General features: G+C 72.4%; 20 protein-coding genes and 1 tRNA gene. 14 read left to right on the forward strand and 7 right to left on the reverse strand.

Annotated elements, in window-relative coordinates:
- The first annotated feature begins 13 nt into the window (after window positions 1-13).
- From B7R87_RS28600 to B7R87_RS28665, 14 genes are all read left to right on the forward strand, one after another.
- Complete coding sequence (locus B7R87_RS28600) at window positions 14-1,063, forward strand: substrate-binding domain-containing protein (RefSeq protein ID WP_006345534.1); 1,050 nt, start codon at window positions 14-16, stop codon at window positions 1,061-1,063.
- A gap of 46 nt (window positions 1,064-1,109) precedes the next feature.
- A complete protein-coding gene (locus tag B7R87_RS28605; RefSeq protein WP_006345533.1) occupies window positions 1,110-2,312 on the forward strand; it encodes a Gfo/Idh/MocA family protein in 1,203 nt (400 codons plus the stop codon).
- A gap of 176 nt (window positions 2,313-2,488) precedes the next feature.
- A complete protein-coding gene (locus tag B7R87_RS28610; RefSeq protein WP_006345532.1) occupies window positions 2,489-3,493 on the forward strand; it encodes a sugar phosphate isomerase/epimerase family protein in 1,005 nt (334 codons plus the stop codon).
- A 338-nt stretch (window positions 3,494-3,831) separates the two neighbouring features.
- Window positions 3,832-7,554: a ThuA domain-containing protein gene (locus B7R87_RS28615; RefSeq protein WP_006345531.1), complete on the forward strand. Its 3,723-nt coding sequence runs from the start codon at window positions 3,832-3,834 to the stop codon at window positions 7,552-7,554.
- A 320-nt stretch (window positions 7,555-7,874) separates the two neighbouring features.
- On the forward strand, window positions 7,875-9,077 hold the full coding sequence (locus tag B7R87_RS28620; protein ID WP_006345530.1) for an inositol-3-phosphate synthase: 1,203 nt from the start codon (window positions 7,875-7,877) through the stop codon (window positions 9,075-9,077).
- Window positions 9,074-10,456, forward strand: a complete 1,383-nt coding sequence (locus tag B7R87_RS28625) for a UbiA family prenyltransferase (protein WP_408647324.1) — start codon at window positions 9,074-9,076, stop codon at window positions 10,454-10,456. Before B7R87_RS28620 ends, B7R87_RS28625 begins: the two co-directional genes overlap by 4 nt.
- Window positions 10,457-10,690: 234 nt before the next feature.
- Window positions 10,691-11,548, forward strand: a complete 858-nt coding sequence (locus B7R87_RS28630) for a sugar phosphate isomerase/epimerase family protein (RefSeq protein WP_006345529.1) — start codon at window positions 10,691-10,693, stop codon at window positions 11,546-11,548.
- Entirely contained in the window at window positions 11,542-12,219 is a 678-nt protein-coding gene (locus B7R87_RS28635; protein ID WP_130584726.1) for an EboA domain-containing protein, read from the forward strand. Before B7R87_RS28630 ends, B7R87_RS28635 begins: the two co-directional genes overlap by 7 nt.
- A gap of 4 nt (window positions 12,220-12,223) precedes the next feature.
- Window positions 12,224-13,072, forward strand: a complete 849-nt coding sequence (locus B7R87_RS28640) for a TatD family hydrolase (RefSeq protein WP_006345527.1) — start codon at window positions 12,224-12,226, stop codon at window positions 13,070-13,072.
- An 18-nt stretch (window positions 13,073-13,090) separates the two neighbouring features.
- On the forward strand, window positions 13,091-14,263 hold the full coding sequence (gene eboE, locus B7R87_RS28645; RefSeq protein ID WP_006345526.1) for a metabolite traffic protein EboE: 1,173 nt from the start codon (window positions 13,091-13,093) through the stop codon (window positions 14,261-14,263).
- Window positions 14,260-15,675 (forward strand): alkaline phosphatase family protein, encoded by a 1,416-nt coding sequence (locus tag B7R87_RS28650; RefSeq protein WP_006345525.1) that lies wholly within the window; start codon window positions 14,260-14,262, stop codon window positions 15,673-15,675. Before eboE ends, B7R87_RS28650 begins: the two co-directional genes overlap by 4 nt.
- A gap of 2 nt (window positions 15,676-15,677) precedes the next feature.
- Window positions 15,678-16,841, forward strand: coding sequence for a sugar phosphate isomerase/epimerase family protein (locus tag B7R87_RS28655; protein ID WP_040913340.1), 1,164 nt, complete (start codon window positions 15,678-15,680; stop codon window positions 16,839-16,841).
- A 227-nt stretch (window positions 16,842-17,068) separates the two neighbouring features.
- A tRNA-Leu gene (locus B7R87_RS28660) sits at window positions 17,069-17,156 on the forward strand.
- Between the two features lie 199 nt (window positions 17,157-17,355).
- Window positions 17,356-17,706: a hypothetical protein gene (locus tag B7R87_RS28665; RefSeq protein WP_040913338.1), complete on the forward strand. Its 351-nt coding sequence runs from the start codon at window positions 17,356-17,358 to the stop codon at window positions 17,704-17,706.
- A gap of 125 nt (window positions 17,707-17,831) precedes the next feature.
- Here the strand turns inward: B7R87_RS28665 and B7R87_RS28670 are convergent, their stop codons facing one another.
- From B7R87_RS28670 to B7R87_RS28700, 7 genes are all read right to left on the reverse strand, one after another.
- Entirely contained in the window at window positions 17,832-18,269 is a 438-nt protein-coding gene (locus B7R87_RS28670) for a hypothetical protein (protein ID WP_006345522.1), read from the reverse strand.
- Window positions 18,270-18,578: 309 nt separating this feature from the next.
- Entirely contained in the window at window positions 18,579-19,067 is a 489-nt protein-coding gene (locus tag B7R87_RS28675; RefSeq protein ID WP_052704596.1) for a hypothetical protein, read from the reverse strand.
- 156 nt (window positions 19,068-19,223) lie between these two features.
- On the reverse strand, window positions 19,224-20,354 hold the full coding sequence (locus B7R87_RS28680) for a glycosyltransferase family 4 protein (protein WP_006345520.1): 1,131 nt from the start codon (window positions 20,352-20,354) through the stop codon (window positions 19,224-19,226).
- Between the two features lie 68 nt (window positions 20,355-20,422).
- Window positions 20,423-21,493, reverse strand: coding sequence for a fatty acid desaturase family protein (locus B7R87_RS28685; RefSeq protein ID WP_006345519.1), 1,071 nt, complete (start codon window positions 21,491-21,493; stop codon window positions 20,423-20,425).
- A gap of 231 nt (window positions 21,494-21,724) precedes the next feature.
- Window positions 21,725-22,330 carry a choice-of-anchor C family protein gene (locus B7R87_RS28690; protein WP_006345518.1) on the reverse strand — a complete coding sequence of 202 codons (606 nt, stop codon included), beginning with the start codon at window positions 22,328-22,330 and terminating at the stop codon, window positions 21,725-21,727.
- Between the two features lie 311 nt (window positions 22,331-22,641).
- On the reverse strand, window positions 22,642-23,688 hold the full coding sequence (locus B7R87_RS34190) for a hypothetical protein (protein ID WP_153227287.1): 1,047 nt from the start codon (window positions 23,686-23,688) through the stop codon (window positions 22,642-22,644).
- A 209-nt stretch (window positions 23,689-23,897) separates the two neighbouring features.
- On the reverse strand, window positions 23,898-24,866 hold the full coding sequence (locus tag B7R87_RS28700) for a zinc-binding dehydrogenase (RefSeq protein WP_040913331.1): 969 nt from the start codon (window positions 24,864-24,866) through the stop codon (window positions 23,898-23,900).
- Window positions 24,867-25,149 lie beyond the last annotated feature (283 nt).

Genomic DNA, 25,149 nt, shown 5'->3' on the forward strand with positions numbered 1-25,149 from the left:
GGGTCCGATCGTCATGCCCGAAATCTCATCGACCTCCCGCAGAGGCCTCCTCCTCGGAACAGCAGCCCTCTCCGCCGGAGCCCTGATCACCGGCTGCACCAGCAACGAGCCCGAGAAGAAGGACTCCGCAGCCCCCGCCAACGCCCCCGTCGCCGACGGTGCCCCCGGCAAGGCCGTCACCATCGGCTTCGCCGGACCGCAGGCCGACCACGGCTGGCTCAACGCCATCAACGACAACGCCAAGCAGCGGGCGAAGAAGTACTCCGACGTCACCCTGGAGATCACCGAGGGGTCCAATGACACCGCCGCCCAGATCGGGCAGGTGCAGACCCTGATCAACAAGAAGGTCGACGTCCTCGTCATCCTCCCCGCCGACGGGAAGGCGCTGACCCAGGTCGGCCTCCAGGCCATGAAGGCCGGTATCCCGGTGATCAACCTGGACCGGATCTTCGCATCGCCGCAGGCCTACCGCTGCTGGATCGGCGGCGACAACTACGGCATGGGTCTGAACGCCGGGAACTACATCGGCGAACAGCTGAAGGACAAGCCGAACGCCAAGGTGATCGAACTGGCCGGGGTGGACAACCTCGAACTGACCAAACAGCGCACCCAGGGCTTCGACGACGCCCTGAAGAACTACCCCAACATCCGGAAGGTCGCCCGCCAGGCCGCCGACTTCACCGTCGAGTCCGGCCAGGCCAAGATGGCCCAGCTGCTCCAGGCCCAGTCGGAGTTCGACGCCCTCTGGAACCACGACGACGACCAGGGCGTCGGCGCCCTGCGGGCCATCGCCCAGGCGGGCCGCAAGGACTTCATCATGGTCGGCGGCGCAGGAGCCAAATCCGCCATGGACGCCATCAAGGCCGACAACAGCGTGCTGAAGGCGACCGTCCTCTACCCGCCGACGATGGCCGCGTCCGCCATCGACATCGCGCGCGCCGTAGCCCAGGGCAAGGGCGTGGGCGGGATGGCCGAGATGGAGATCCCCGCGTCGATCACCCTCTACTCGGCCGTCGTCACCAAGGACAACGTCGACCAGTACCTGCCCACCGGCTTCATCTGACCGGCACGCCCGCCCCCACCGAGCAGACCGACGAGGAGGATTCCGCATGGCACAGCAGGAAAGTGAGGCCGCAGCGCCGACGCTCGGCGTCGGCATGGTCGGATACGCGTTCATGGGCGCCGCCCACTCCCAGGGGTGGCGCAATGTGAGCCGTGTCTTCGACCTGCCGGTCCGGCCGGTGCTCGCCGCGATCGCCGGACGCGATCCGTCAGCGGTGAGAGCCGCTGCGGACCGCCACGGCTGGGCGGCGGCCGAGACCGACTGGCGCGACCTCATCGCCCGGGACGACGTACAGCTCGTCGATATCTGCACCCCGGGCGACTCCCATGCGGAGATCGCGATGGCCGCCCTGGAGGCGGGCAAGCACGTGCTCTGCGAGAAGCCGCTGGCGAACACGGTGGCGGAGGCGGAGGCCATGGCGGCGGCCGCGGAGGCGGCCGCCGCCCGCGGCCAGCTGGCCATGGTGGGCTTCAACTACCGCCGGGTCCCGGCCGTCGCCCACGCCCGGGAGCTGATCGCCGCCGGCCGCCTCGGCACCCTGCGGCATCTGCGCTTCACCTATCTCCAGGACTGGCTGGTCGACCCCGCGTTCCCGCTGACCTGGCGGCTGCTGAAGGAGCACGCGGGCTCCGGCGCGCTCGGTGATCTCGGCGCCCATATCGTCGACCTCGCCCAGTATCTGGCGGGGGAGCGGCTGCTCGGGGTCTCGGCCCTGGCGCAGACCTTCGTCACGGAGCGTCCGCTGCTCGCGGGCGCGTCCGCCGGGCTCTCGGGCGGTGGGTCCGGCGGCGGGCAGCCGGAGTACGGCCGGGTCACGGTCGACGACGCGGCCCTGTTCAACGGGCGGCTGCCGTCCGGGGCGCTGGCGTCCTTCGAGGCGACCCGGATGGCCGCGGGCCGCAAGAACGCCCTGCGGTTCGAGATCAACGGCGAACTCGGCTCCCTCGCCTTCGATCTGGAACGGCTCAACGAACTCTCCTTCCACGACCACACCGAGCCCGCGTCGTCCTCCGGTTTCAAGCGGATCCTGGTCACCGAGGCCGACCACCCCTATCTGGCGGCCTGGTGGCCGCCGGGCCATGCCCTCGGCTACGAGCACACCTTCACCCACCAGGCCAGGGACCTGGTCGAGGCGCTGGCCGCCGGTGCCCCGGCCTCGCCGTCCTTCGCCGACGGACTCCAGGTGCAGCGGGTGCTTTCGGCCGTGGAACGGAGCGCCGCGCAGGACGCGGTCTACACCCCGGTGTAACCGGCAAGAAGTTTCAGAAGGACCCCCGGCCGGACCCGTCCGCCACCGACGTCACCGATGCCACCGACGCCGCGGCCGCCGCGGCCGCCCCGGGCGGCCCGTCCCGCACCCCGTACCCCGTACCCCCGACCCCGCTCGCTGATCAGGACAGCACAGGAAAGGTCAGGAGAGACGCCATGCCACGTCCGTTCACGCTCTTCACCGGCCAGTGGGCCGATCTGCCGCTGGAGGAGGTGTGCCGGCACGCCCGCGACTTCGGCTACGACGGGCTGGAGCTCGCCTGCTGGGGCGACCACTTCGAGGTGGACAAGGCGCTGGCGGACCCCTCGTACGTCGAGGGCCGCCACGCCCTGCTGGAGAAGTACGGCCTCAGGTGCTGGGCGATCTCGAACCATCTGGTCGGCCAGGCCGTCTGCGACCACCCCATCGACGAGCGGCACCGCGCCATCGTCCCGGCCAGGATCTGGGGCGACGGCGAGCCCGAGGGCGTACGGCAGCGGGCCGCGGCCGAGCTGAAGGACACCGCCCGGGCCGCGGCCGCGTTCGGTGTCGACACCGTCGTCGGCTTCACCGGCTCGTCGATCTGGTACCTGAACGCGATGTTCCCGCCCGCCCCCGCAGCGATGATCGACCGGGGCTACGAGGACTTCGCCGAACGCTGGAACCCGATCCTCGACGTCTTCGACGCGGAGGGCGTCCGCTTCGCCCACGAGGTCCACCCCAGCGAGATCGCGTACGACTACTGGACCACACGGCGGGCGCTCGAAGCCGTGGACCACCGCCCGGCCTTCGGGCTCAACTTCGACCCCAGCCACTTCGTCTGGCAGGACCTGGACCCGGTGGGCTTCCTCTACGACTTCCGGGACCGGATCTACCACGTCGACTGCAAGGACGCCCGTAAACGGCTCGACGGCCGCAACGGCCGGCTCGGCTCCCATCTGCCCTGGGGCGACCCGCGGCGCGGCTGGGACTTCGTGTCGGCCGGACACGGCGACGTGCCGTGGGAGGACGTCTTCCGGATGCTCCGGTCCATCGGCTACGACGGCCCGGTGTCGGTGGAGTGGGAGGACGCCGGGATGGACCGGCTCACCGGCGCGCCGCAAGCGCTTGCCACCCTGAAGCAGTACGACTTCGAGCCGCCCGCCGCCTCCTTCGACGCGGCCTTCGGCAGCGGCGACTGACCCCAGCGGGGCGGCAGAGCCGCAGGTGGGAACGGTCTTGTCGGTCCGGTGGCGATCGGTGCCGACGAGCCGGTCGAACCTGCCCTCAACCGGCTTTGTCCCGTCCCGGGGGAAAGTTCAACTTCCTTTCTGCACAAGGGCTTTCCGTTCTGGACGAACGCAACTACCGTCCCAGATGTGTACAGCCCACGGGAGCTCCCGGGGCCCCGGGTCCGGACCAGTGCCGGACCGGGAGCCACCGGAAGCGACCCAGGTGGTCCCCGGTGTGACGGCGCACTCCGGTTCCCCCGCCGCTACGGCGTCCCGCCCGTTCGACCGGTCCCTACCGGAGGAGATTCGTGCACCCGAACCGAAGCAGACCACGAGCGCGCAGAGCCCTCGCGCTTCTGACCGGCGCCCTGCTCGCCGCCACCTCGTTCACCCTCGGCGCCCCGCAGTCCGCCACCGCGGCCGGATCCGCGCAGGCCCGGCAGTCGGCCGCGGAACCGGCCGCCGACTCCTTCCAGCAGATCACCCTCGCCAAGGGCGCCGCCGAAACCGGCGAGCCGATGTCCATGGCGGTCCTGCCGGACCGCAGCGTGCTGCACACCTCCCGCAACGGCGAACTGCGGATGACCGACTTCACCGGCGCCACCCGGATCGTCGGCCGGATCCCCGTCTACTCGCACGACGAGGAGGGGCTCCAGGGCATCGGCCTGGACCCGAAGTTCGCCCAGAACCGTTACGTCTACCTGTACTACGCACCCCCGATGAGCACCCCCGCGGGCGACGCGCCCAACGAGGGCACCGCGGAGGAGTTCGCCAAATGGGAGGGCGTCAACCGGCTCTCCCGGTTCGTCCTGAAGGCGGACGGCACCCTCGACAACACCAGCGAGAAGAAGATCCTCGACGTCCCCGCCACCCGCGGAATCTGCTGCCACGTCGGCGGTGACATCGACTTCGACGCGCAGGGCAACCTCTATCTGTCGACCGGCGACGACTCCAACCCCTTCGCCTCCGACGGCTACACCCCGGTCGACGACCGGCCGGGCCGCAACCCCGCCTACGACGCCCGCCGCACCTCGGGCAACACCAACGACCTGCGCGGCAAGCTGCTCCGCATCAAGGTCAACGACGACGGCTCGTACTCGGTGCCCGAGGGCAACCTGTTCGCGCCCGGCACCCCGAAGACCCGCCCCGAGATCTACGCGATGGGCTTCCGGAACCCGTTCCGGTTCAGCGTCGACCAGAAGACCGGTACCGCGTACGTCGGCGACTACGGGCCCGACGCGGCCACCGCCGACCCCAAGCGGGGCCCCGCCGGAGCCGTCGGCTTCGTCAAGGTCGACAAGCCGGGGAACTTCGGCTGGCCGTACTGCAACACCTTCAAGCAGCCGTACGTGGACTGGGACTTCGCCACCAAGCAGCCCGGCGCCACCTTCGACTGCAACGCCCCGAAGAACGAGTCCCCGCACAACACCGGACTCGTCGACCTGCCGCCCGCGCAGAAGGCGTGGATCCCCTACGACGGCGGCTCGGTGCCCGAGTTCGGCACCGGCGGCGAATCCCCGATGGGCGGCCCGGTCTACCGCTACGACCCGGACAACCCGTCCCCGGTGAAGTTCCCCGAGGCGTACGACGGCGACTACTTCGCCGGTGAGTTCGGCCGCCGCTGGATCAAGCGGGTCGAGCAGAACGCCGACGGCACCGTCGCCAAGATCAACCCGTTCCCGTGGAGCGGCACCCAGGTGATGGACATGCAGTTCGGTCCGGACGGCGCCCTGTACGTCCTCGACTACGGCACCGCCTGGTTCGGCGGCAACGAGCACTCCGCGCTCTACCGCATCGAGAACGCCACCGGCGGCCGGTCGCCCTCCGCGGAGGCCAAGGCCAACCGGACCTCCGGCAAGGCCCCGCTGCGGGTCGCCTTCTCCTCGGCCGGCACCACCGACCCCGACGGCGACGCCCTCACCTACTCCTGGGCCTTCGGTGACGGCGGCACCTCCACCGAGCCGAACCCCACCCACACCTACCGCAAGAACGGCACCTACACCGCCACCCTCACGGTGAAGGACCCCACCGGCCGCGTCGGCGGCGCCAGCGTCCGCGTCGTGGTCGGCAACACCGCCCCCAAGGTCGTCCTGGAGGCGCCCGCCGACGGAACCCTGTTCGCCTTCGGGGACGAGGTCCCCTTCAAGGTGAAGGTCACCGACCCCGAGGACGACGCCGCGGGCGGCGTCGACTGCTCCAAGGTCGAGGTGAGCTACTTCCTCGGCCACGACAGCCACGCCCACAAGCTGACCAGCGCCAAGGGCTGCTCCGGCACCATCAAGACCCCCGGTGAGGGCGGCCACGACCCCAACGCCAACATCTACGGCGTCCTCGTCGCGGAGTACACCGACCAGGGCGGCGGCGGCCAGGAGGCCCTGCCCGCCAAGGACGAGCTGATGCTCCAGCCGCGCCACCGGCAGGCCGAGCACTTCAGCGCCCAGTCCGGTATCCGTACCTACGACAAGCCCGCCGCCAACGGCGGCAAGACCGTCGGCGACATCGACAACGACGACTGGATCTCCTTCAAGCCCTACAACCTCGCCGGGTCCACCAAGCTCACCGCCCGGATCTCCTCCGGCGGCGCGGGCGGCTTCCTGGAGGTCCGCACCGGCTCCCCCACGGGCAAGATCCTCGGCTCCGGGCCGATCCCCGTGACCGGCGGCTGGGAGGTCTTCCAGGACGTGGACATCCCGCTGCGGGGCGTCCCGAAGAAGTCCACCGAACTGTTCCTCGTCTTCAAGGGCGGCGCCGGAGCGCTCTACGACATCGACGACTTCGAGCTCTCCAGCAGCCCGCCGGACCGTACCGCCAAGCGGGTCCTGGTCTTCTCCAAGACGGCCGGCTTCCGGCACGACTCCGTCGCCGCCGGTACCGCCGCCCTGAAGGAACTCGGCAAGGGCAGCAACATGACCGTCGACTCCACCGAGTCCGCGGCCCAGTTCACCACCAGCAACCTCGCCCGCTACGACGCCGTCGTCTTCCTCTCCACCACCGGCGACGTCCTCAACGCCGAACAGCAGCAGGCCTTCGAGAACTACATCCGCACCGGCGGCGGCTACATGGGCGTCCACGCGGCCGCCGACACCGAGTACGACTGGCCGTTCTACGGCGAACTCGTCGGCGCCTACTTCTCCGGCCACCCGCAGATCCAGTCCGCGACCGTCCGCACCGAGGACCGCACCCACCCCGCGACCAAGCACCTCGGCGCGGAGTGGACCCGGACCGACGAGTGGTACAACTACCGCACCAACCCGCGTGACAAGGCCCGGGTCCTCGCCACCCTCGACGAGACCACCTTCCAGGGCGGCACCATGAAGGGCGACCACCCGATCGCCTGGTGCCGGACCTACGAGGGCGGACGCTCCTTCTACACCGGCGGCGGCCACACCAAGGAGTCGTACGCCGAGCCCGCCTTCCGCGAGCACCTCCTCGGCGGACTGCGGACCGCGGCCGGCCAGGTCAAGGCCGACTGCACCCCGCAGAAGGGCGAGCGCCCGATCTTCAACGGCAAGACCCTCGACGGCTGGAAGCAGGCCGGACCGGGCAAGTTCAACGTCACCGACGGCGAGCTGCGCACCGAGGGCGGCATGGGCCTCCTCTGGTACCAGGCCAAGGAGCTGTCCTCGTACTCCCTGAAGCTGGACTGGAAGCTCACGGGCGACGACAACTCCGGGATCTTCGTGGGCTTCCCCGCCTCCGACGACCCCTGGTCGGCCGTGAACAAGGGCTACGAGATCCAGATCGACGCCACCGACGTCCCGGCGCGGACGACCGGCTCGGTCTACGGCTCCAAGTCCGCCGACCTCAAGGCCCGGGACCGGGTCCTGCGGCCGCCCGGCCAGTGGAACAGCTACGAAATCAAGGTCCAGGGGGAGCGGCTCCAGATCTTCCTCAACGGCGCCAAGATCAACGACTTCACCAACACCAACCCGGCCCGCAGCCTGAAGGACGGCTACATCGGGCTCCAGAACCACGGCCCGCAGGACAAGGTGTCCTTCCGGAACATCACCCTCAAGGAACTGCCGCAGTAGCCGTACGGCAGCCATGAACGGCGGCGGGCGGGGAGGCGCCGTACCCCCGCCCGCCGTCCCCCACGGGGCCGGGCGCCCGCGCACCGGACGGCCTCCGCCGTCCCGGGCGGGCCCCGGCGCCACCGCACCGACCGGGCCGTCCCGGCGCCACCGGCCCGGACACCCACCCCTCCCTCCCCTCCGCGCCCGGCGGCGCGGAGACAACCAGGCCGTGCCCGGACAAGCAGCGCGCCGTCCGCCCGAAGCGCGTCGCGGGCCGGGCGGGACTTCCCGGACCCGACCCGGCACCCGGCACCAGGAACGACGCAAGGAGGCAGCCCGTGCCGCAGGAATCCGCCCCGCACGCATCCCCTTCGACCGACCCCCTCGCGACCGGTTCCCCCGCCCCCGGCGACCCGGGCCACGGACCCCACCACCCGGAGCGCACCGGCGTCTGGTTCATCGGCGCCCGCGGCTCCGTCGCCACGACCGCCGTCGCGGGCTGCGCGGCGATCACCGCAGGACTGCACCCGCCGACCGGCATGGTCACCGAGACCCCGCCGTTCGCCGCCGCCGGACTCCCCGCCCCCGGGGCCCTGGTCTTCGGCGGCCACGACATCGCCTGCGTACCCCTGCCCAAACGGGCCGAGGAGCTGACCACGGCCGGAGTGCTCCCGCCGGGCCTCGCCCGCGCCGTCCGCGCCGATCTGACCGCAGCCGACGCCGAGATCCGCCCCGGCGGCCCCCAGTCCGGCGACACCCGCGGCGACGAGGAACTCATCGCCGCCTTCGCCGCCGACATCGTTGCCTTCCGCGACCGGCACCGGCTCGCCCGGGTCGTCGTCGTCAATGTCTCCTCCACCGAACCGCTGCCCGCCCCCGGCGCCGCCCGGCTCGCCCCCAGTTCCCTCTACGCCACCGCCGCGATCCGCGCCGGCTGCCCCTTCGTGAACTTCACCCCCTCCACCGGGCTGAACACCCCCGGGCTCCTGGCCGCCGTCGCGGCCCGCGGACTTCCTCACGCGGGCCGCGACGGCAAAACCGGCCAGACGCTGCTGCGGTCGGTGCTCGCCCCCATGTTCGTCCAGCGCGCCCTGACCGTACGGGCGTGGTCGGGGACGAATCTGCTGGGCGGCGGGGACGGGGCGGCCCTGGCCGATCCGGCGGCGGCCGCGGCGAAGAACGCGGGCAAGGAGCGCGTCCTCGCCGACGTCCTCGGTACGGCACCCGAGGGCGAGGTCCACATCGACGACGTGCCCGCACTCGGCGACTGGAAGACGGCCTGGGACCATATCGCCTTCGACGGCTTCCTCGGCTCCCGGATGATCCTCCAGACGATCTGGCAGGGTTGCGATTCGGCGCTCGCCGCACCGCTGGTGCTGGACCTGGCCCGACTGGTGGCCCGCGCCCACGAACGCGGCCTGTCCGGGCCGCTGCCCCAGCTCGGCTTCTACTTCAAGGACCCGGACGGCGGCTCGTCCGCGCTGGCCGAGCAGTTCACGGAGCTGCTGTCCTTCGCGGACACGCTGCGGGACCCGCGGTGACCCCGGTGACCCTGCTGGGCCGGGCCGGGGAACCGGCCGGACGGCCGGTCCTGCGCGCCCTGTTCGCACCGGGCCTGCGGGTCACGGCCGGGCTCCGCCGCCTGCTGCCTGCCGCACCGCACGGCCCGGCGACACCGGTGGCCCCCGCGGCCGTCGCCGTACGCACGAACCGCCCGGCGCGAGGTGCCGCCCCGTCCCCCGACCCCGGCCGCCCTGCGGCCGGTGGCCCCGTCCCGGGGGCGCGGTCGGCGCGCTCCCGGGACGGGCGGCCGTCCACCCGGGCGCAGCTGCGGGCCTGGGCGGAACTGCTGCGCGTCTCCGCCGTCCTCTCCGTCCCCGGCGACGCCCTCGCGGGCGCGGCCGCCCGCGGACTGCGCCCCAACCGCGGCACCCTGCTCGCCATCGGCACTTCGGTCTGTCTGTACGAGGCGGGGATGGCGCTCAACGACTGGGCCGACCGCGACGAGGACGCCGCCGAACGCCCGCACCGCCCGATCCCTTCGGGCCGGATCAGCCCCGCCGCCGCCCTGACCGCGGCCGGTCTGCTGACCGCGACCGGCCTCGCCCTCGCCGCCCGCGCGGGCCGCCCGGCGCTCGCGGTCGCCGTGCCGCTCGCGGCCACGGTGTGGGCGTACGACCTCCGGCTGAAGCACACGCGCCTGGGCCCGGCGGCGATGGCCACGGCCCGCGCGCTGGACCTCACCCTGGGCGCGACGGCGACGGCGACGGCGACGGCGACGGCGACAGCCACGGCGACGCGCGCCGGATCGGAAGCCGGGCATTCCCCCCGGCAGTCACCGGCACCGGCACCGGCTCGCGGTCCTCGGCACCCGGCCGTACCGGATCCCGGGCGCCTCCCGGGGCCTCTCCCGGCGGGACGCGCCGCGGGCCCGGTGACCGGGGCCCTCCGGCGGTCGGCGCTGACGCCCCGTACACCGCACTCCGCAGTGGCCTGCGGGGGAGTGCCGCCGGGCCCCGCCCGGGTGGTGCGGGCCGCCGCCGTGCTCGGGGCGCACACCTACGCGGTCACCGCCGTCTCCCGGCACGAGGTGCACGGCGGCTCCGTACGCGCCCCGCTCGGCGCCCTCGGCCTCACCGCGGCGGTCGGCGGGGCGGCCGTACGGGACGGGCGGGCCCTGACGACCGTGCTGGGCGGCTCGTACCTCCGTACCGCCGCCGTCCCCTTCGCCCACGCCGCGCTCAACCCGTCCCCGCCGCTCACCGAGCGCGCCGTGGGCGGCGGGATCCGGGCCGTCATCCCGCTCCAGGCGCTGATCGCCGCCCGCGCCGGGCACCCCGCGGGAACCGCGACCGGACTCGCGCTCACGACCCTCGTCCCGCTCGCCCGCTCTCTCGCCCGGAAGGTGAGCCCGACATGACACCGGCCCCGACATGACACCGGCCCCGGCCTGCCCCGGCTTTGTGGCTGTGCGCCCGGCCCTCGCCTGCCCCGGTCTCGGGGCCTCGCGTCCTGCCACGGCCCGCCTGGGCCTCGCGGCGGTGCGCACCGCCCCCGCCCCTGCCCGCCCCGGCCCCACAGCCTCGCGCCCCGGCCCCGTCCGCCCCGGTACCCCGGCGGCGGCGACCGCCCCCGTACGGAAGGCGAGCACCGCATGACCCGGCTGAACTTCGGATACGGCACCAACGGGCTGACCGACCTCCGTCTCCCGGACGCCCTCGCCCTCCTCGCCGACCTCGGCTACGACGGCGTCGGGCTGACGCTCGACCATATGCACCTCGACCCGCTCGGCCCCCGGCTGGCCGCGCGGACCGGGGAGACCGCCGCGCTCCTCGGGCGGCACGGGCTCGGCGTCGCCGTGGAAACCGGCGGACGGTACGTCCTCGACCCGCGCCGCAAGCACGGCCCTTCACTCGTCGACCCCGAGCCCGAGGGCCGGGCCGCCCGCAGCGAACTGCTGGTCACCGCGGTCCGGATCGCCGCCGACCTCGGGGCGACGGCCGTGCACTGCTTCAGCGGCATCACCCCGCCCGGTACCGACCCCGGGACCGCATGGCGGCGGCTCACCGACTCCCTCGCGCCCGTCGTCGACGCCGCCGGTGCCGCGGGGATCCCGCTCGCCGTCGAACCGGAGCCGGGCCATCTGCTGGCCACTCTGGCCGACTTCCACCACCTCAGGGCCCTCCTCGGCGACCCGGAGCCGCTCGGGCTCACGCTCGACATCGGGCACTGCCGTTGTCTGGAGGACCGGAGCCCGGCGGAGTGCGTAACGGACGCGGGGCCGTGGCTCCGCCACGTACAGATCGAAGACATGCGCCGCGGTGTCCACGAGCATCTGCCGTTCGGGGAGGGCGAGATCGACTTCCCGCCCGTGCTCGACGCCCTCGCCGCCACCGGCTACGAAGGCCTGACGGTCGTCGAACTGCCCCGCCACTCCCACGCGGGCCCCGAGCAGGCCCGCAAGTCCCTGGAGTTCCTGCGTACCGCGATCCGGGAGGCGGCGGCATGCTGAGATCCCACCAGAACCAGGGGCAGCAGGAGGCCGCCCTCGCCGCCGCGCTCGACACGACGGCAGGCACCTGGCTGAAGACGGCCCTCGCACGGGCCCGGTCCGCCGCGGCCGCCGTCCCCGCGACCGCCCCCGACTCCGCCCCCGGCCGCCGCCCCCGCCCCGTCGCCTCCTGGGAGCTCGCCTTCTCCGCCGCCGGACGGCACCTCGGCCCCGAGAACGCCGACACCGGCCGCGTCCTGCTCCTCCTCGCCGCGGCCGCCGACCTCCCCACCCTCACCCGGCTCTACCACCGCGGCACCGCCGACGAGCGGCGCGCCGTCCTCCTCGCCCTGCCCCGTCTCGACCCCCCGGAGCCCGCCACCGCCCTGCCGCTCGTCGAGGACGCCCTCCGTACCAACGACACCCGGCTCGTCGCCGCCGCCCTCGGCCCCTACGCCGCCGCGCACCTCACCCCGCACGCCTGGCGGCACGCCGTACTGAAATGCCTGTTCACCGGGGTCCCCCTGGCCGCCGTCGACGGGCTGGCCCGCCGCGCCCACGGCGACGCCGAACTCGCCCGGATGCTCGACGACTACGCCGCCGAGCGGACCGCCGCGGGCCGCCCCGTACCCCCCGACCTGACGCACGCGCTCGCCCTGACCGGCGTCGCCGTGCCGTCGAAGGAGGTCTGACCGCATGCGCATCTTCGACCCCCACATCCATATGACCTCCCGCACCACCGACGACTACGAGGCGATGTACGAGGCCGGGGTCCGGGGCCTCGTCGAGCCCGCGTTCTGGCTGGGCCAGCCACGCACCTCGCCCGACAGCTTCTACGACTACTTCGACGCGCTCCTCGGCTGGGAGCCGTACCGCGCCGCCCAGTACGGCATCGCCCACCACTGCACGATCGCCCTCAACCCCAAAGAGGCCAACGACCCGCGCTGCACCCCCGTCCTGGACGAGCTGCCGCGCTATCTCGTCAAGGACGGCGTCGTCGCCGTCGGCGAGATCGGCTACGACGCCATGACCCCCGCCGAGGACACCGCGCTCGCCGCCCAGCTCCAGCTCGCCGCCGAACACGGACTGCCCGCGCTGGTCCACACCCCGCACCGGGACAAACTCACCGGACTGCGCCGCACGATCGACGTCGTCCGGGAGTCGGACCTGCCGCCCGGCCGGGTCCTGCTCGACCACCTCAACGAGACCACCGTCGAGGAGGCCCTGGACAGCGGCTGCTGGCTGGGTTTCTCCGTCTACCCCGATACCAAGATGGACGAGGACCGGATGGTCGCGATCCTCACCACGTACGGCACCGACCGGATGCTGGTGAACTCCGCCGCCGACTGGGGGAAGAGCGACCCGCTCAAAACCCGCCGGGTGGGGGAGGCGATGCTCGCGGCCGGATTCTCCGCCGCCGACGTCGACCAGGTGCTGTGGCGCAACCCCGTCGCCTTCTACGGACTCAGCGGCCGGCTCCGGCTGAACGTCCCCGCGCCGGGCGCCCTCCACGAGGGAAACTCCGTCCTGCGCGGCGGGGAATAGGGAAGGGGGCCGACGCACGTGCGCTTCCGCCATCCCGACGGCTCCACCGTCCACCTCGCCTACTGCACCAACGTCCACCCCGCCGAAACCCTCGACGGCGTCGTCGCCCAGCTCCGCGACCACTGCGAACCGGTCCGCCGGCGCCTCGGCCGGGACCGGCTCGGCATCGGCCTCTGGCTGGCGAAGGACGCCGCCCGGGCCCTGGTCACCGACCCCGCCGCGCTGCGCGCACTCCGCGCGGAGCTGGACCGGCGGGGGCTTGAGGTCGTCACCCTCAACGGCTTCCCCTACGAGGGCTTCGGCGCCGAGGAGGTGAAGTACCGCGTCTACCGGCCCGACTGGACCGACCCCGAGCGCCTGGCCCACACCACCGACCTCGCCCGGCTGCTGGCCGCGCTGCTGCCGGACGATGTCACCGAGGGCACGATCTCCACCCTGCCCCTCGCCTGGCGCACCGGCTTCGACACCGCCGCCGCCGACACCGCCCACCGGGCTCTCGGCACTCTCGCGGAGCGGCTCGACGCGCTGGAGGAGCTGACCGGCAAGGCGATCCGGATCGCCCTCGAACCCGAGCCCGGCTGCACCGTGGAGACCACCGCCGACGCCATCGCCCCGCTCGCCGCGATCGGCTCCCCCCGGATCGGCCTCTGTGTGGACACGTGTCATCTCGCCACGTCCTTCGAGGATCCGGCGACCGCGTTCGCCGCGCTCGCCGCCGCCGGGATCACCGTCCCCAAGGCCCAGCTCTCCGCCGCCCTGCACGCCGAATCACCCCACCTCCCCGGTGTCCGGGAGGCCCTGGCCGCCTTCGCGGAACCGCGCTTCCTCCACCAGACCCGCACCCGCACCCCCGACGGTCTGCTGCACGGAACCGACGACCTCGACGAGGCGGTACGGCCCGGCGGCCCGCTGCCCTCGTCCGGACCCTGGCGCTCCCATTTCCACGTCCCGCTGCACAGCCCGCCCGCACCCCCGCTCGCCTCCACCCTGCCGGTCCTGCGCGAGGCACTCGGCCACCTCGTGGGCGCCGAGCCCCTCACCCGCCATCTGGAGGTCGAGACGTACACCTGGCAGGCGCTCCCGCCCGAACTGCGCCCCCGCAGCCGTGCCCAGCTCGCCGAGGGCATCGCCGCCGAACTCGTCCTCGCCCGCGACCTCCTCACCGACCTCGGCCTGAAGGAGCTGCCGTGACCGGCCCGCAGCCCACCCCGCTCCTCGTCCTGGACGTCGTCGGCCTCACCCCGCGCCTGCTGGAGCACATGCCCCACCTGCGCAGACTGGCCGAGAACGGCTCCCGGGCGCCCCTGTCGACGGTCCTGCCCGCCGTCACCTGCGCCGCCCAGTCCACCTTCCTCACCGGAGCGCTCCCCGCCGAGCACGGCATCGTCGGCAACGGCTGGTACTTCCGCGAACTGGGCGATGTCCTGCTCTGGCGCCAGCACAACGGGCTGGTGGCCGGGGACAAGCTCTGGGACGCGGCCCGCCGCGCCCACCCCGGCTACACGGTCGCCAATATCTGCTGGTGGTATGCGATGGGCGCCGACACGGATTTCACGGTCACCCCGCGCCCGGTCTACTACGCGGACGGCCGCAAGGAGCCCGACTGCTACACCCGCCCGCCCGGCCTCCACGCCGAGCTGACCTCGAAGCTGGGCACCTTCCCCCTGTTCCGCTTCTGGGGCCCGGGCGCGGATCTGGTCTCCAGCCAGTGGATCATCGACGCCACCCGGCACATCATGGCCACCCGCCGCCCCGACCTCACCCTGGCCTACCTCCCGCATCTCGACTACGACCTCCAGAGGTACGGCCCCGACGACCCCCGCTCCCACCGCGCCGCCGGCGAACTGGACACGGCGCTCGCCCCGCTCCTCGACGACGCCCGCCGCGAGGGCCGGACCGTGGTCGCGCTCTCCGAGTACGGCATCAACCGTGTCTCCCGGCCCGTCGACATCAACCGCGCCCTGCGCCGCGCCGGGCTTCTGGAGGTCCACACCCAGGACGGTATGGAGTACCTCGACCCGATGGCCTCCCGCGCCTTCGCCGTCGCGGACCACCAGATCGCGCATGTCTATGTGAAGCGGCCCGAAGACCTTCCGGCGGTACGGGAGGCCCTCGCCGGGCTCGCCGGGCTCGAACGCCTCCTGGACGACGAGGGCAAGAAGGAACACGGTCTCGACCACCCGCGCTCCGGCGAGCTGGTCGCGATCGCCGAACCGGACGCCTGGTTCACGTACTACTACTGGCTGGACGACGCCCGCGCCCCCGACTTCGCGCAGCTCGTCGAGATCCACCGCAAGCCCGGCTACGACCCGGTCGAACTCTTCATGGACCCGCACGATCCGTATGTACGCCTCCGGGCGGCGGGCGCGCTGGCCCGCAAGAAGCTCGGCATGCGCTACCGGATGGCGGTCGTCCCCCTCGACCCGTCCCCGGTCCGGGGCAGCCACGGCCGCCTCCCCGCGAGCGACGACGAAGGTCCGCTCCTCCTGTGCTCCACCCCCCGCGCCGTCGGTGACCGGATCGCGGCCACCGATGTGAAGTCCCTGCTGCTGCGGCTCGCCGGCCTGCCCGCCGACGACCGCACCCCGCCCGAAAGCGAGTAACCGTGTCCTTCTTCAGATCATCCGGATCCGACGATTCCGTGCGCCGCGCCCTCGGCGTCGAGCGCCGCCGCTTCCTCTCGACGTGTACGGCGGTGGGCGCCGCGGCGATAGCCGCACCCGTCTTCGGCGCGTCCCCCGCCCTGGCCCACGGCCGTGGCCGGGACGACGACCACGACCACGGGCACGGCCGCAAGGAGCTGGTCCCGTCCCACAAGCGGGGCCTGATCCTGTACACCGTCCGCGACGCCATCGGCCGCGACCCGGGCGCGAGCGACCTGCCCTCCGGCTTCCGTGAGGTCTTCCGTACCCTCTCCCGCTACGGCTACCGCCAGGTCGAGTTCGCGGGCTACGGCCAGCACGCCAACGCCCCCGGCGGCGCCAACCTGGACACCGTGGCCGGCGCCCGACTGCTCCGCTGCTGGCTGGACGACTACGGCCTGCGGGCCCAGGGCAGCCACGGCTTCATCCCGGCCTCCTGGCCGCTGAGCACCCCCGACCTGGACCGCTTCAAGCACGCCCTGGAGGTCGCGAACATCCTCGGCATGGACCATATGGGCACCGGCGGCGACCCGACCTGGGGCTCCACCAAGGCCGAATGGGACGCGGCGGCCGACAAGTGGAACGCGATGGGCGCGATCGCCCGCCGCGCGGGCATCAAGCTCTACACCCACAACCACGACACGGCCTACGACTTCCTCCTGGACGGCGGCCCCGCGGACGCCCAGGGCCGCCCGACCCGCAGCTCCGGCATCCGCAAGCTGGAGTACTTCCTCAAGCGCACGGACCCGAAGAACGTCTGGCTGGAGATGGACGTGTTCTGGGCCCATGTGGCCCGCTACAAGTTCCACACCTACACCGCCCACGACGGCACCCCGGTCCGCAGCGTCTTCGACCCGGCCCGTCTGGTGTCCCGCAACAGCAAGCGGTACCCGCTGTTCCACGCCAAGGACGGCGTGGTGAACACCAACAGCGGCCTCGGCTACGACATGGTCCCCTTCGGCACGGGCGATATCGACTACCGCACCTTCTTCACCCGGGTCGGCAACCGGAACTACTACAACCCGATGGTCGAACAGGACAATGCCCCGAGCGGTACGTCCCCCGGCCAGTCCCTGGACTACGCCCGCACCGGCTACACCAACCTCGCGGCCCTCCGCCGCCGCTGATGCCCGCGCGCTTACCCCCGCCCCACCGCGTGCGGGCGCCCGGCCGTACCGGCCGCCCGCACGCGCACGATCACCGACGGTTACGACCCCTGAGCGCGAGGTGCCGACACCCCCTTCCCCTGCCCTCGCACCCCACTGACCACGGGAAACGCAGTCGATGAGCACCTCAAACCCCTGGTATTGTTGTCTCTGTCGCCGCGGGGAAAACCCCCGGGGTGATCACCTGAGTCCGGGTGGCGGAATGGCAGACGCGCTAGCTTGAGGTGCTAGTGCCCTTTATCGGGCGTGGGGGTTCAAGTCCCCCCTCGGACACCAGCGAAAACCCCAGTTGATCTGGGGTTTTTCTGTTTTTCCGGCTGTGGTGCGACCAAGGCGCCGGACGGCGTCGCATCCGGCCCGCACGCTCAATACACTCCGTTGACTCTTCACGTACGTAGAGTGGTGTCTCCTCGCGCTCCCGGCACCTGCGGTCGGCGTGCGCCGGGCCGGGGTCCGAACCGCCTTTGGAGTGCTGATGCGCCGTACCTTGTCCGTCCTCGCGGTCATCGCCGCAGCGGTAGCCGCCGCCGTGCTGCCCGCTGCCGCGGCCTCCCCGACGCCGGTACGGGCGCCGATGAGCTGTCAGAACCCCCACTTCTGCATCTCCCTCGAAGACATCATCGAGTATCTGGAGGACGGCTGGACCCCCGCGCAGATCGAAGCGCTCAACAGGCCGCGTCTTACCCAGCAACTGATCAACGTCTGCCTCAAAGCCGGTTCCTACCGCCCCCTGCACATCCTCCACGGCCATGAATGGGATCCCAAGGGAGCGCTCGGCCTCTACCTCCACCGCGAGGGCTGCACCACCCCCATCCCCTGGCCCTGAGTCACCCGGCACGGTGGGAGGTATCGAAGGCCACCATGCGATTGCGGCGTGGATGAGCCGGAGTGCCGGCCGGAACGCTCAACCGTTGCCGGACACGTCCTGGGGGTCCGGCCCATGGCTCCGGGTCAGGTCCGCTTGCGGCTCGCGATCTCGTCGGAGAGCTGTTGCACGTGGGCGGGGTCCGCGTCCCGGGCGAGGGCGACGTAGTGGTCCATGACGGCCGGCCGGTAGCGCACGGGCAACGTCTGCCCCGGGGCGAGCCGGGTGAGCTCGGTGATCGTGAGGTCTTCGTCCGCGATACCGCGGAACGAGATGCCGCCGGCGGTCTCCACGTCAAGCATCAGGACCACGCGTGGATTGCTGTTGACCTCCCGCCAGTCGACGAGAACGCCGAGCGCAAGCGCCCCCGTGCGCAGTTCCGCATTGCGCTTCCGGGCATCACTGCTCAGGAACGGGTTCGGGGCGACGCCCGGGAAGTCGGGCCCGACGCCCAGTGATTCCCGACTCAGGTCCGGCCTCAGCTGCGCCATCAGATCGTCGAGCTTCTTCTTCGAACCGAACATCCTGACCCCTCCCTCACACCGGTGCCGAGATCATCGGCCTGGCCTTCCCCTCGCTGCGATTGTACGTAGCGGCCCTTCCGGGCCTCCGTTGCATCGCACCGTCCCGATGGGGTCGCCGTCTGCGGTCGCGGACGGGCTCGTCCGGTGCACCTGTCCGTCGGACGAGCCGCGTCCGCACGCCGACAGGAGGACCGAGGCAGGGACAGGCGGCCTTGGGTCGTCGGCAGGCCGTCCCGTACGGGCGGCGGGGGACCCTGCGCGGCCGTGCCCTTCCCCCGCCTGCCCCGGCCGTTCTTGGCAGGTGCGCTGTCAGGAGCAGGATGCGACGTTGATCGTCTGGGTCTGGGAGGTGTCTCCCGAGCCGCCGGCAGCGGTGTTGAGGGTGTGCGTGGACTGCTGTTCGTAGGTCCAGTCACCGACAGCGCACTTGTGGGTCGTGGTGCCGTAGATATCGAAGTAGTACCCCGTGCCGTCCGGGAGCCTGCCGTTGTAGACGCTCCCGTCGGGGGAGGTGAGGCGGTAGTTCAGGTTGCCGGCGGTGCACTCCTTGCGCACCCAGCCGAGCAGTGAGTCGTTCTGCTTGCATTCGCTGCTGAGGCTGGGCGTGAGCTGGCCGAGGCTCTCTCCCAGGCAGACCATCGCGCTGACCTCGAAGTGGGAGGCGGGGTAGTGCCATCCCCAAGGGGCGCATGACCAGGTGGTCGAGGCCGCGACGGCAGGCGCTGCGGGGAGCCAGCCGATCGCCGAGAACGCGAGGGCGATAGTGGGTAGCAGGGCGATCTTGAGGGGCCTTCGCATAGATTTGTTCCTTGCCGAGTGACTGATGGTAGTCGAGTGGGCGCTCAAAGTAGCAGCCGTCGAGGTCGTGACGCACTGACACGGAAGCGACTGGTGCCGTTCCGCACTCAAGCAGCGGAGCGGAAACGTTGAGACGCGGACAGGGACGCCGACTTGCTACCGCGAGGGCCCGGGCGTCTCCGCGATGGCGAGCCGGTAGTGGTCGATGAGCCGGTCGCCGACCGCCTCCCAGCTGCGTTCCGCCACCGCGGCGCGGCCCGCCCGGCCCAACTCCGTCCGTAGGTCCCGGTCCCGGGCGAGTCTTTCCACCGCGTCCCGGAATCCTCCGGGCGCACCGGGCGGGACCAGGAATCCGGTGCGCGCCGGGCGGACGAGGTCCAGCGGGCCGCCCGCCGCGGGGGCGACGACGGGCAGGCCGCTCGCCATGGCCTCCTGGATGGTCTGGCCGAAGGTCTCGAACGGCCCCGCGTGGACGAACACGTCGAACGAGGCGTAGATGCGCGCGAGTTGCTGCCCGGTCCGGATGCCCAGGAAGACCGCGTCCGGCAGTGCGGCCTCCAGCCGGGAGCGGCAGGGCCCTTCTCCGACGATCACCAGCCGTACGCCAGGGATCCGGGACACCTCGGCCAGCCGGTCGATCTGCTTCTCCGCCGCCAGCCGCCCGACGTATCCCACCAGGACCTCGCCGTGCGGGCCGAGGCTTCGGCGCAGGGGTTCGTCGCGGTGGCGGGGGTGGAACCGTACGCAGTCCACGCCGCGCGGCCAGAGGTGGACCCGGGACACGCCCTGTGCCTCCAGGGCGTGGAGCGACGCCCGGGAGGGTGCCAGCGTCCGGGTCGCCGCGTGGACGCGCCGCAGCTGCCACCAGGCCAGCCGGGCTCCGGCATTGCGCGCCAGCGGCAGATAGGTCCTGGCGTAGGCGGCCAGGTCCGTCTGGAACACCGCCACGACGGGGATTCCCGCCCGCCCGGCCGCGGCACCGCCGGTGGCCCCGAGCACGAACGGGGCGGCCAGGTGCACCACATGGGGACGGTGCCGTGCGATGGCATCGGCCACCTGCCGGCCGGGAAGCGCGATCCGTACCTCCGGATATCCGGGCAGCGGTACGGACGGAATACGGACCACGTCGTAGCCGGACACCTCTTCGGGGCGCACACCCCGGTGGCGCCGGGCGGCCGGAGCGACCACGAGCGGGACATGGCCGCGCGCCACGAGGTGTTCGGCAGCCCGGAGCACACTGTGGGCGACCCCGTTGACCTGCGGCGCGAAGGACTCGGCGACGATCACGACCCGAAGCGCACTCCCGGGTGCCGGGACCCCGGGGGCATGCCCCGCCGCTCCGGGCAGCGCCTGGGTCACCGGGCGCTCCCGGTTTCGGGGGTGGCCGGGCGGGCCGGGTCCAGGTCGATCGACCTGCCGACGGCGCGCAGATCCCGGAGGATCTCCTGGAACGAATCGGCCGGGCCGGCTTCGCAGTACTCCACGCCGATCTCCGCGCAGTAGTCGCGCACGATGCGCGAGGCGGGACGCAGGGCCACCACCGGCATGGACGGGAAGAGGTGGTGTTCGATCTGGTAGCCGAGGCCGCCGAACACGAAGTGGACGAAGCGGCCGGCCCGCAGATTCCGCGAGGGCAGTACCTGCCGACGCAGGAAGTCCGCGGGCTCCTCGTCCGGGCCGGTCATCGGCATGCCCTTGTGATTGGGTGCGAAGACGCACCCCAGGTACACGCCCAGCACGGCTCCGCACACGACGGCGAACGCCAGGGCCTGGAGTGGTGACAGGACGACGATCAGCAGCACCGCCGCCAGGAGGTAGTGCAGTACGGCGAGCGTCCGCTCCAGTACGGGATACCGCACCGACCCCCGGGTCAGGGTCAGCCAGGTGGCGACGGCCAGCCCCAGCGCCTGCAGGGTCAGCAGCGGGAAGAACAACTCCGCCTGGTACCTGGCGACGAGGCGCCGCACCCCCTTGGTCCGGTTCGCCTGCTCGGCGGTCCGGACGAAGAGGATGGAGTCGGCGGCCGGGTCGTGCCCCTCACGGTTGGGATGCGCATGGTGCCGGTTGTGGTCGCTCACCCACCATCCGTAGCTCATCCCCACGACGAGGTTCCCGAGGAAGATGCCCGCCAGGTCTCCCGTACGCCGGTCGGTGAACACCGCGCGATGGGCGACATCATGGCCGAGGAGCGCCCACTGGCCGAGCAGGATCGCGAACAGGGGCGCCAGACAGAGCTGCCACCAACTCGCACCCAGCACCACGAAACCGGCCAGCAGCGCGACCAGGGCGACCAGCAGCCCCGTAGCCCGGCACGCGTAGTACAGCGGACGCCTCCGCAGCAGGCCGGCGTCGGAAACCCGCCGGTGGAGCTCGGTGAAATCGCTGTGCCGAGTGGTATCGGCGCCGACGATGTCCTGACCGGCCATGCCACCATCCCCCTCTGGGTCCTGTGGACTGCTCCGGTGGACGGCGACCGCCGGAACCGCGAAACCTGGAACGAATAGCTCTACTTTTGCTCATGAGTAAGCATTCGCCCCTGCGCCACTCGGAGCCCGTGCGGGAAACGACTCAGTACCGTATCGGCAGGTGCTGATGGACCGTCAAGCGTGCGGCGGATGATTGGCGCTGATTCGCCGCACCGGCGTGTGGCGTGTGCGTTATCCGGCGGCGCAGGACGGGCAGGACGACCGGGGTTCGATACAGACGTTGTCGATCACCGGGCCGTTGGCCGCGGTCGGGCCCGTGGTGCTGACGAAGGCGACGGTCGTGGTGGCGGCGTTGGCGACGAAGGTGAACCGGCGGTTCACGTACCCCATGGCGGCGTAGGTCTTGCCCGTGACGTCGAAGGAGAAGCTCTGGAAGTCCTGGCCGTCGACCAGGACTTTGCCCGTTTTCACGGCGGGGTCGGCGTTGGTGGGGTTGCCGGCGAGTGAATAGGTGACCGTGTAGGTGGTGCCGGGCGTCGTGGTGAAGGTCTGGCTCACCGCGCTGACGCCGTTGAGGTCGATGGACTGGTCGCCCTCGGCGGCCTGCCAGGTGCCGGCACCGATCAGGTCGACCGCCCCGAGTGTCACGGACCAGGGGCCGATGTCCTGCCCGGGGAAGTACGGGGTGAAGAGGTTGGCGGGGGCCCTGGGATATTCGAAACTGCCGTCGTGGAAGCGGCTGACGGGCGGTGGCGCCGCGGTGGCGGAACCGGCGCCGAAGCCGGTCAGCAGGGTGATCGCGGCTGTGGCAGCGGTGGCGATACGTAAAGAGAACATGGGGCTCTCCCTGGGAAAGTGGGTGGGATGGCCGGGCTCTCGCGGCCCCCGGGTGGGACGTTCCGCACCGGTCGGGAGCCGACGATTCAGGCTACGGCGGACGTACGGTCCGGGTGGAGACGCCGGGAGCCGTCTCCGGCGGCGCCTATGGGTGCCGGACAGCGCTCGGTTCACCGCCACGCCCCCTGGAGCCACCCCCCTGGAGCCACGCCCGGGCGATCGTTCGGGACGGTCGACCGGTGGTGCCGCACGATCCGGCGCCGTCGGGCCCTCCGTTGGCTCCGGGCGGGCGTCGGCGCCGGTCGGTGCGGTCAGTCCTGCGCCTCCCAGGAGATGACGACCAGCCCCGGGCCGGATGTGCCGCCGTCCGCGCCGGATGTGCCGCCGTCGCCGTCCACGGCGGGGTTCGTCGCGGCGATACCGCCCTCGCCGCCCGTGCCGCCCTGCCCGCCGGAGCCACCGCTTCCGCCGGTACCGGTCCCGGCGGGGACGGTGTAGGACGTTCCGTCGGCGAGGGTGAGGGTCCCAGCCGCCGGGGGAGCGCCGGCACCTCCCGGGCCCGGGCCGCCACCCGCGCTGCCGAAGCGGGTCCTGCCCGGACCGAAGCTGCCGCTGCCGTTCTCGCCGGGGCCGCCCGCGGTACCGGGCGAGGAAGCGAACTCCGTACAGAAGTTGAGCAGATTGGTGGCGGCGGGGCCGCCCGTTCCGGCGGCGGCCGCCGCTCCGCCCCTGGCGGCGACGGCTCCGTCCTCCCAGCCGCCACCTCCGCTGTCGCCCCCTTCGCCGCCCCGGCCGCCGCCCCCGCCAGGTGCGGCGGACAGCAGCTCGAAACCGCGGACGGAGAGACCGGAACTCCGGCCCTCCCCGGCCTGCCCCCAGGCGCCGATACCGCCGGACGAACCGTTCTGGCCGACGGTGCCGCCTCCGCTGTCCCCGCCTGCGCCGCCCGTGCCCCCGGCGCCGCCGGGCCGCGCCGAGCCGACCCCGATATCGACCCCCCTGGTCAGGAGGTCGATACCACCGATCCGGAACAGTTCGAGGACGGTGAACGTGCACCGGGTGAAGGCGCCGCTCCCGCCACCACCGCCCCCGCCTCCTCCACCGCCCCCCGCACCGCCGTAGCCCTCACGCGGCCAGACGATGTTCGATGCCTCCCCGCCGCCCCCGCCGCCCCCTCCGCCTCCGCCACCACCGGAGCCGCCCCCGCCCCATGCGTACACGGTGAACTCCTTCACCCCGTCGGGCGGGAACCAGACGCCATCGCCGGTGAACACCTCATGTCCGCCGGGGACGGCCCTGGGCGCCCCGGTGGCGGGCTGCCCGGGCAGCACGGCCGCCGACATCACTCCCACGGTCACCGCGGCCAGTACCGCACCGCGCCGTCCCCTCCGATACGCCCTCACCGCAGTCCCTGTGCCTCTCACCGGTACGGGCTCCGCACGGCGCACAGCCCTGCACCTGGCGATTCCCCTGACCGGCGGAGCGCAGGCGGTCGCCACCCCGGAACCACCCGGGCGGGTGACAGCATCCGGAGGCGGACCACGCACGCAGCCGGTTCCGTCGTGGCTCAGAGCCGTACGACGAGCTTCCCGGTATGCGCGCCTTCCTCCATATCGCGGTGGGCGTCCCTGATCCGGTCCAGCGGGTAGACATGGACGGGTCCGGCGGAGAACTCGCCGGTGGCGATGCGGTCGAGATAGTGCTGGAGCACTTCGGGCGGCAGTTCGGCCGTCGCTCCGCCGTACGCGGACAGCCGCACCCCGCGGGGCAGATACTCGATGGGGTAGAAGTCCCGGACGGTCCACTGGTTGGAAAGCATGCCGGTGAAGCAGACGGTGCCCTGGTCGCGGGTGGCGGCCAGAGTGTCGGGGAGGGTGGGTGTGCCGACCAGTTCGAGCCCGGCGTCCACCCCTTCCGGGTAGATCTCGCGCACCAGCGGGGCGACTTCCCCGTTGTCGACCAGAGGATGGTCCACCCCGTGGTCTGCCAGTACCCGGACCCGGTCCGGGTTGCGGGTGGTCGCGGCGACGGTCGCCCCGATATCGCGGGCGAGCGCGGCCGTCGCCAGCCCGAGTGCGGAGGTCCCGCCGCGGATCAGCAGTGACTGACCCGCGCTCAGGGCGAGGCCGGTGGTCAGGGACCCGTAGGCGGTCTGCAGGGTCTCGGGCAGTGCACCCAGCGTCTCCCAGGGGAGCCGGGAGGTGAAGGGAATGACCTGGGAGCGGGGCACGACCGTGTACTCCGCATAGCCCCCGTCGAAGGTACGGCCCATGCCGCCCACCATGGTCATCACCTGCTGTCCCGGTGCCAGCACACCGTCCGGGTCGGCGTCGATCGTCCCGGTCGCCTCGATGCCCAGGACCCGGGGGAAGGTCACTCCCTCGGCGAGACCGAGACGGGTGTGCAGTTCGGACCGGTTGAGGCCGAACGCCTCCACTTTGATCCGGACCCAGCCCGGCTCCGCTTCGGGAACCGGGAGCGTCTTCAGTTTCAGATGGTCCACCGGCCCCGGCTCCTCCAGGACGACGGCACGCATGGTCTGGTCCACAGGGCCTCCTCACGAACGTCTGCCGGGGGCATCGTGGCCCGGCGCCGGGTGAACCGGCCGAAGCGACGTCACCACCGGCCCGGACAGGGCACCAATGGCGGAGCCGGCCACCGCTCCCGGCGGTCGGCGGCGGCTCGTACGCGGTACGGCCCGGGGGCGGGCGCGGCCCGCGCCGGAGCAGGCCTCCGACGAGAGCCCGTCCGGCGCGGTGACCGGCACCCCGGGGGCCCCGCCGGTCGGCAGGAGCCCCCGGGTCCGGCGGCGACGGCTG

Source organism: Streptomyces tsukubensis (genome assembly GCF_003932715.1).
GTDB lineage: Bacteria > Actinomycetota > Actinomycetes > Streptomycetales > Streptomycetaceae > Streptomyces > Streptomyces tsukubensis.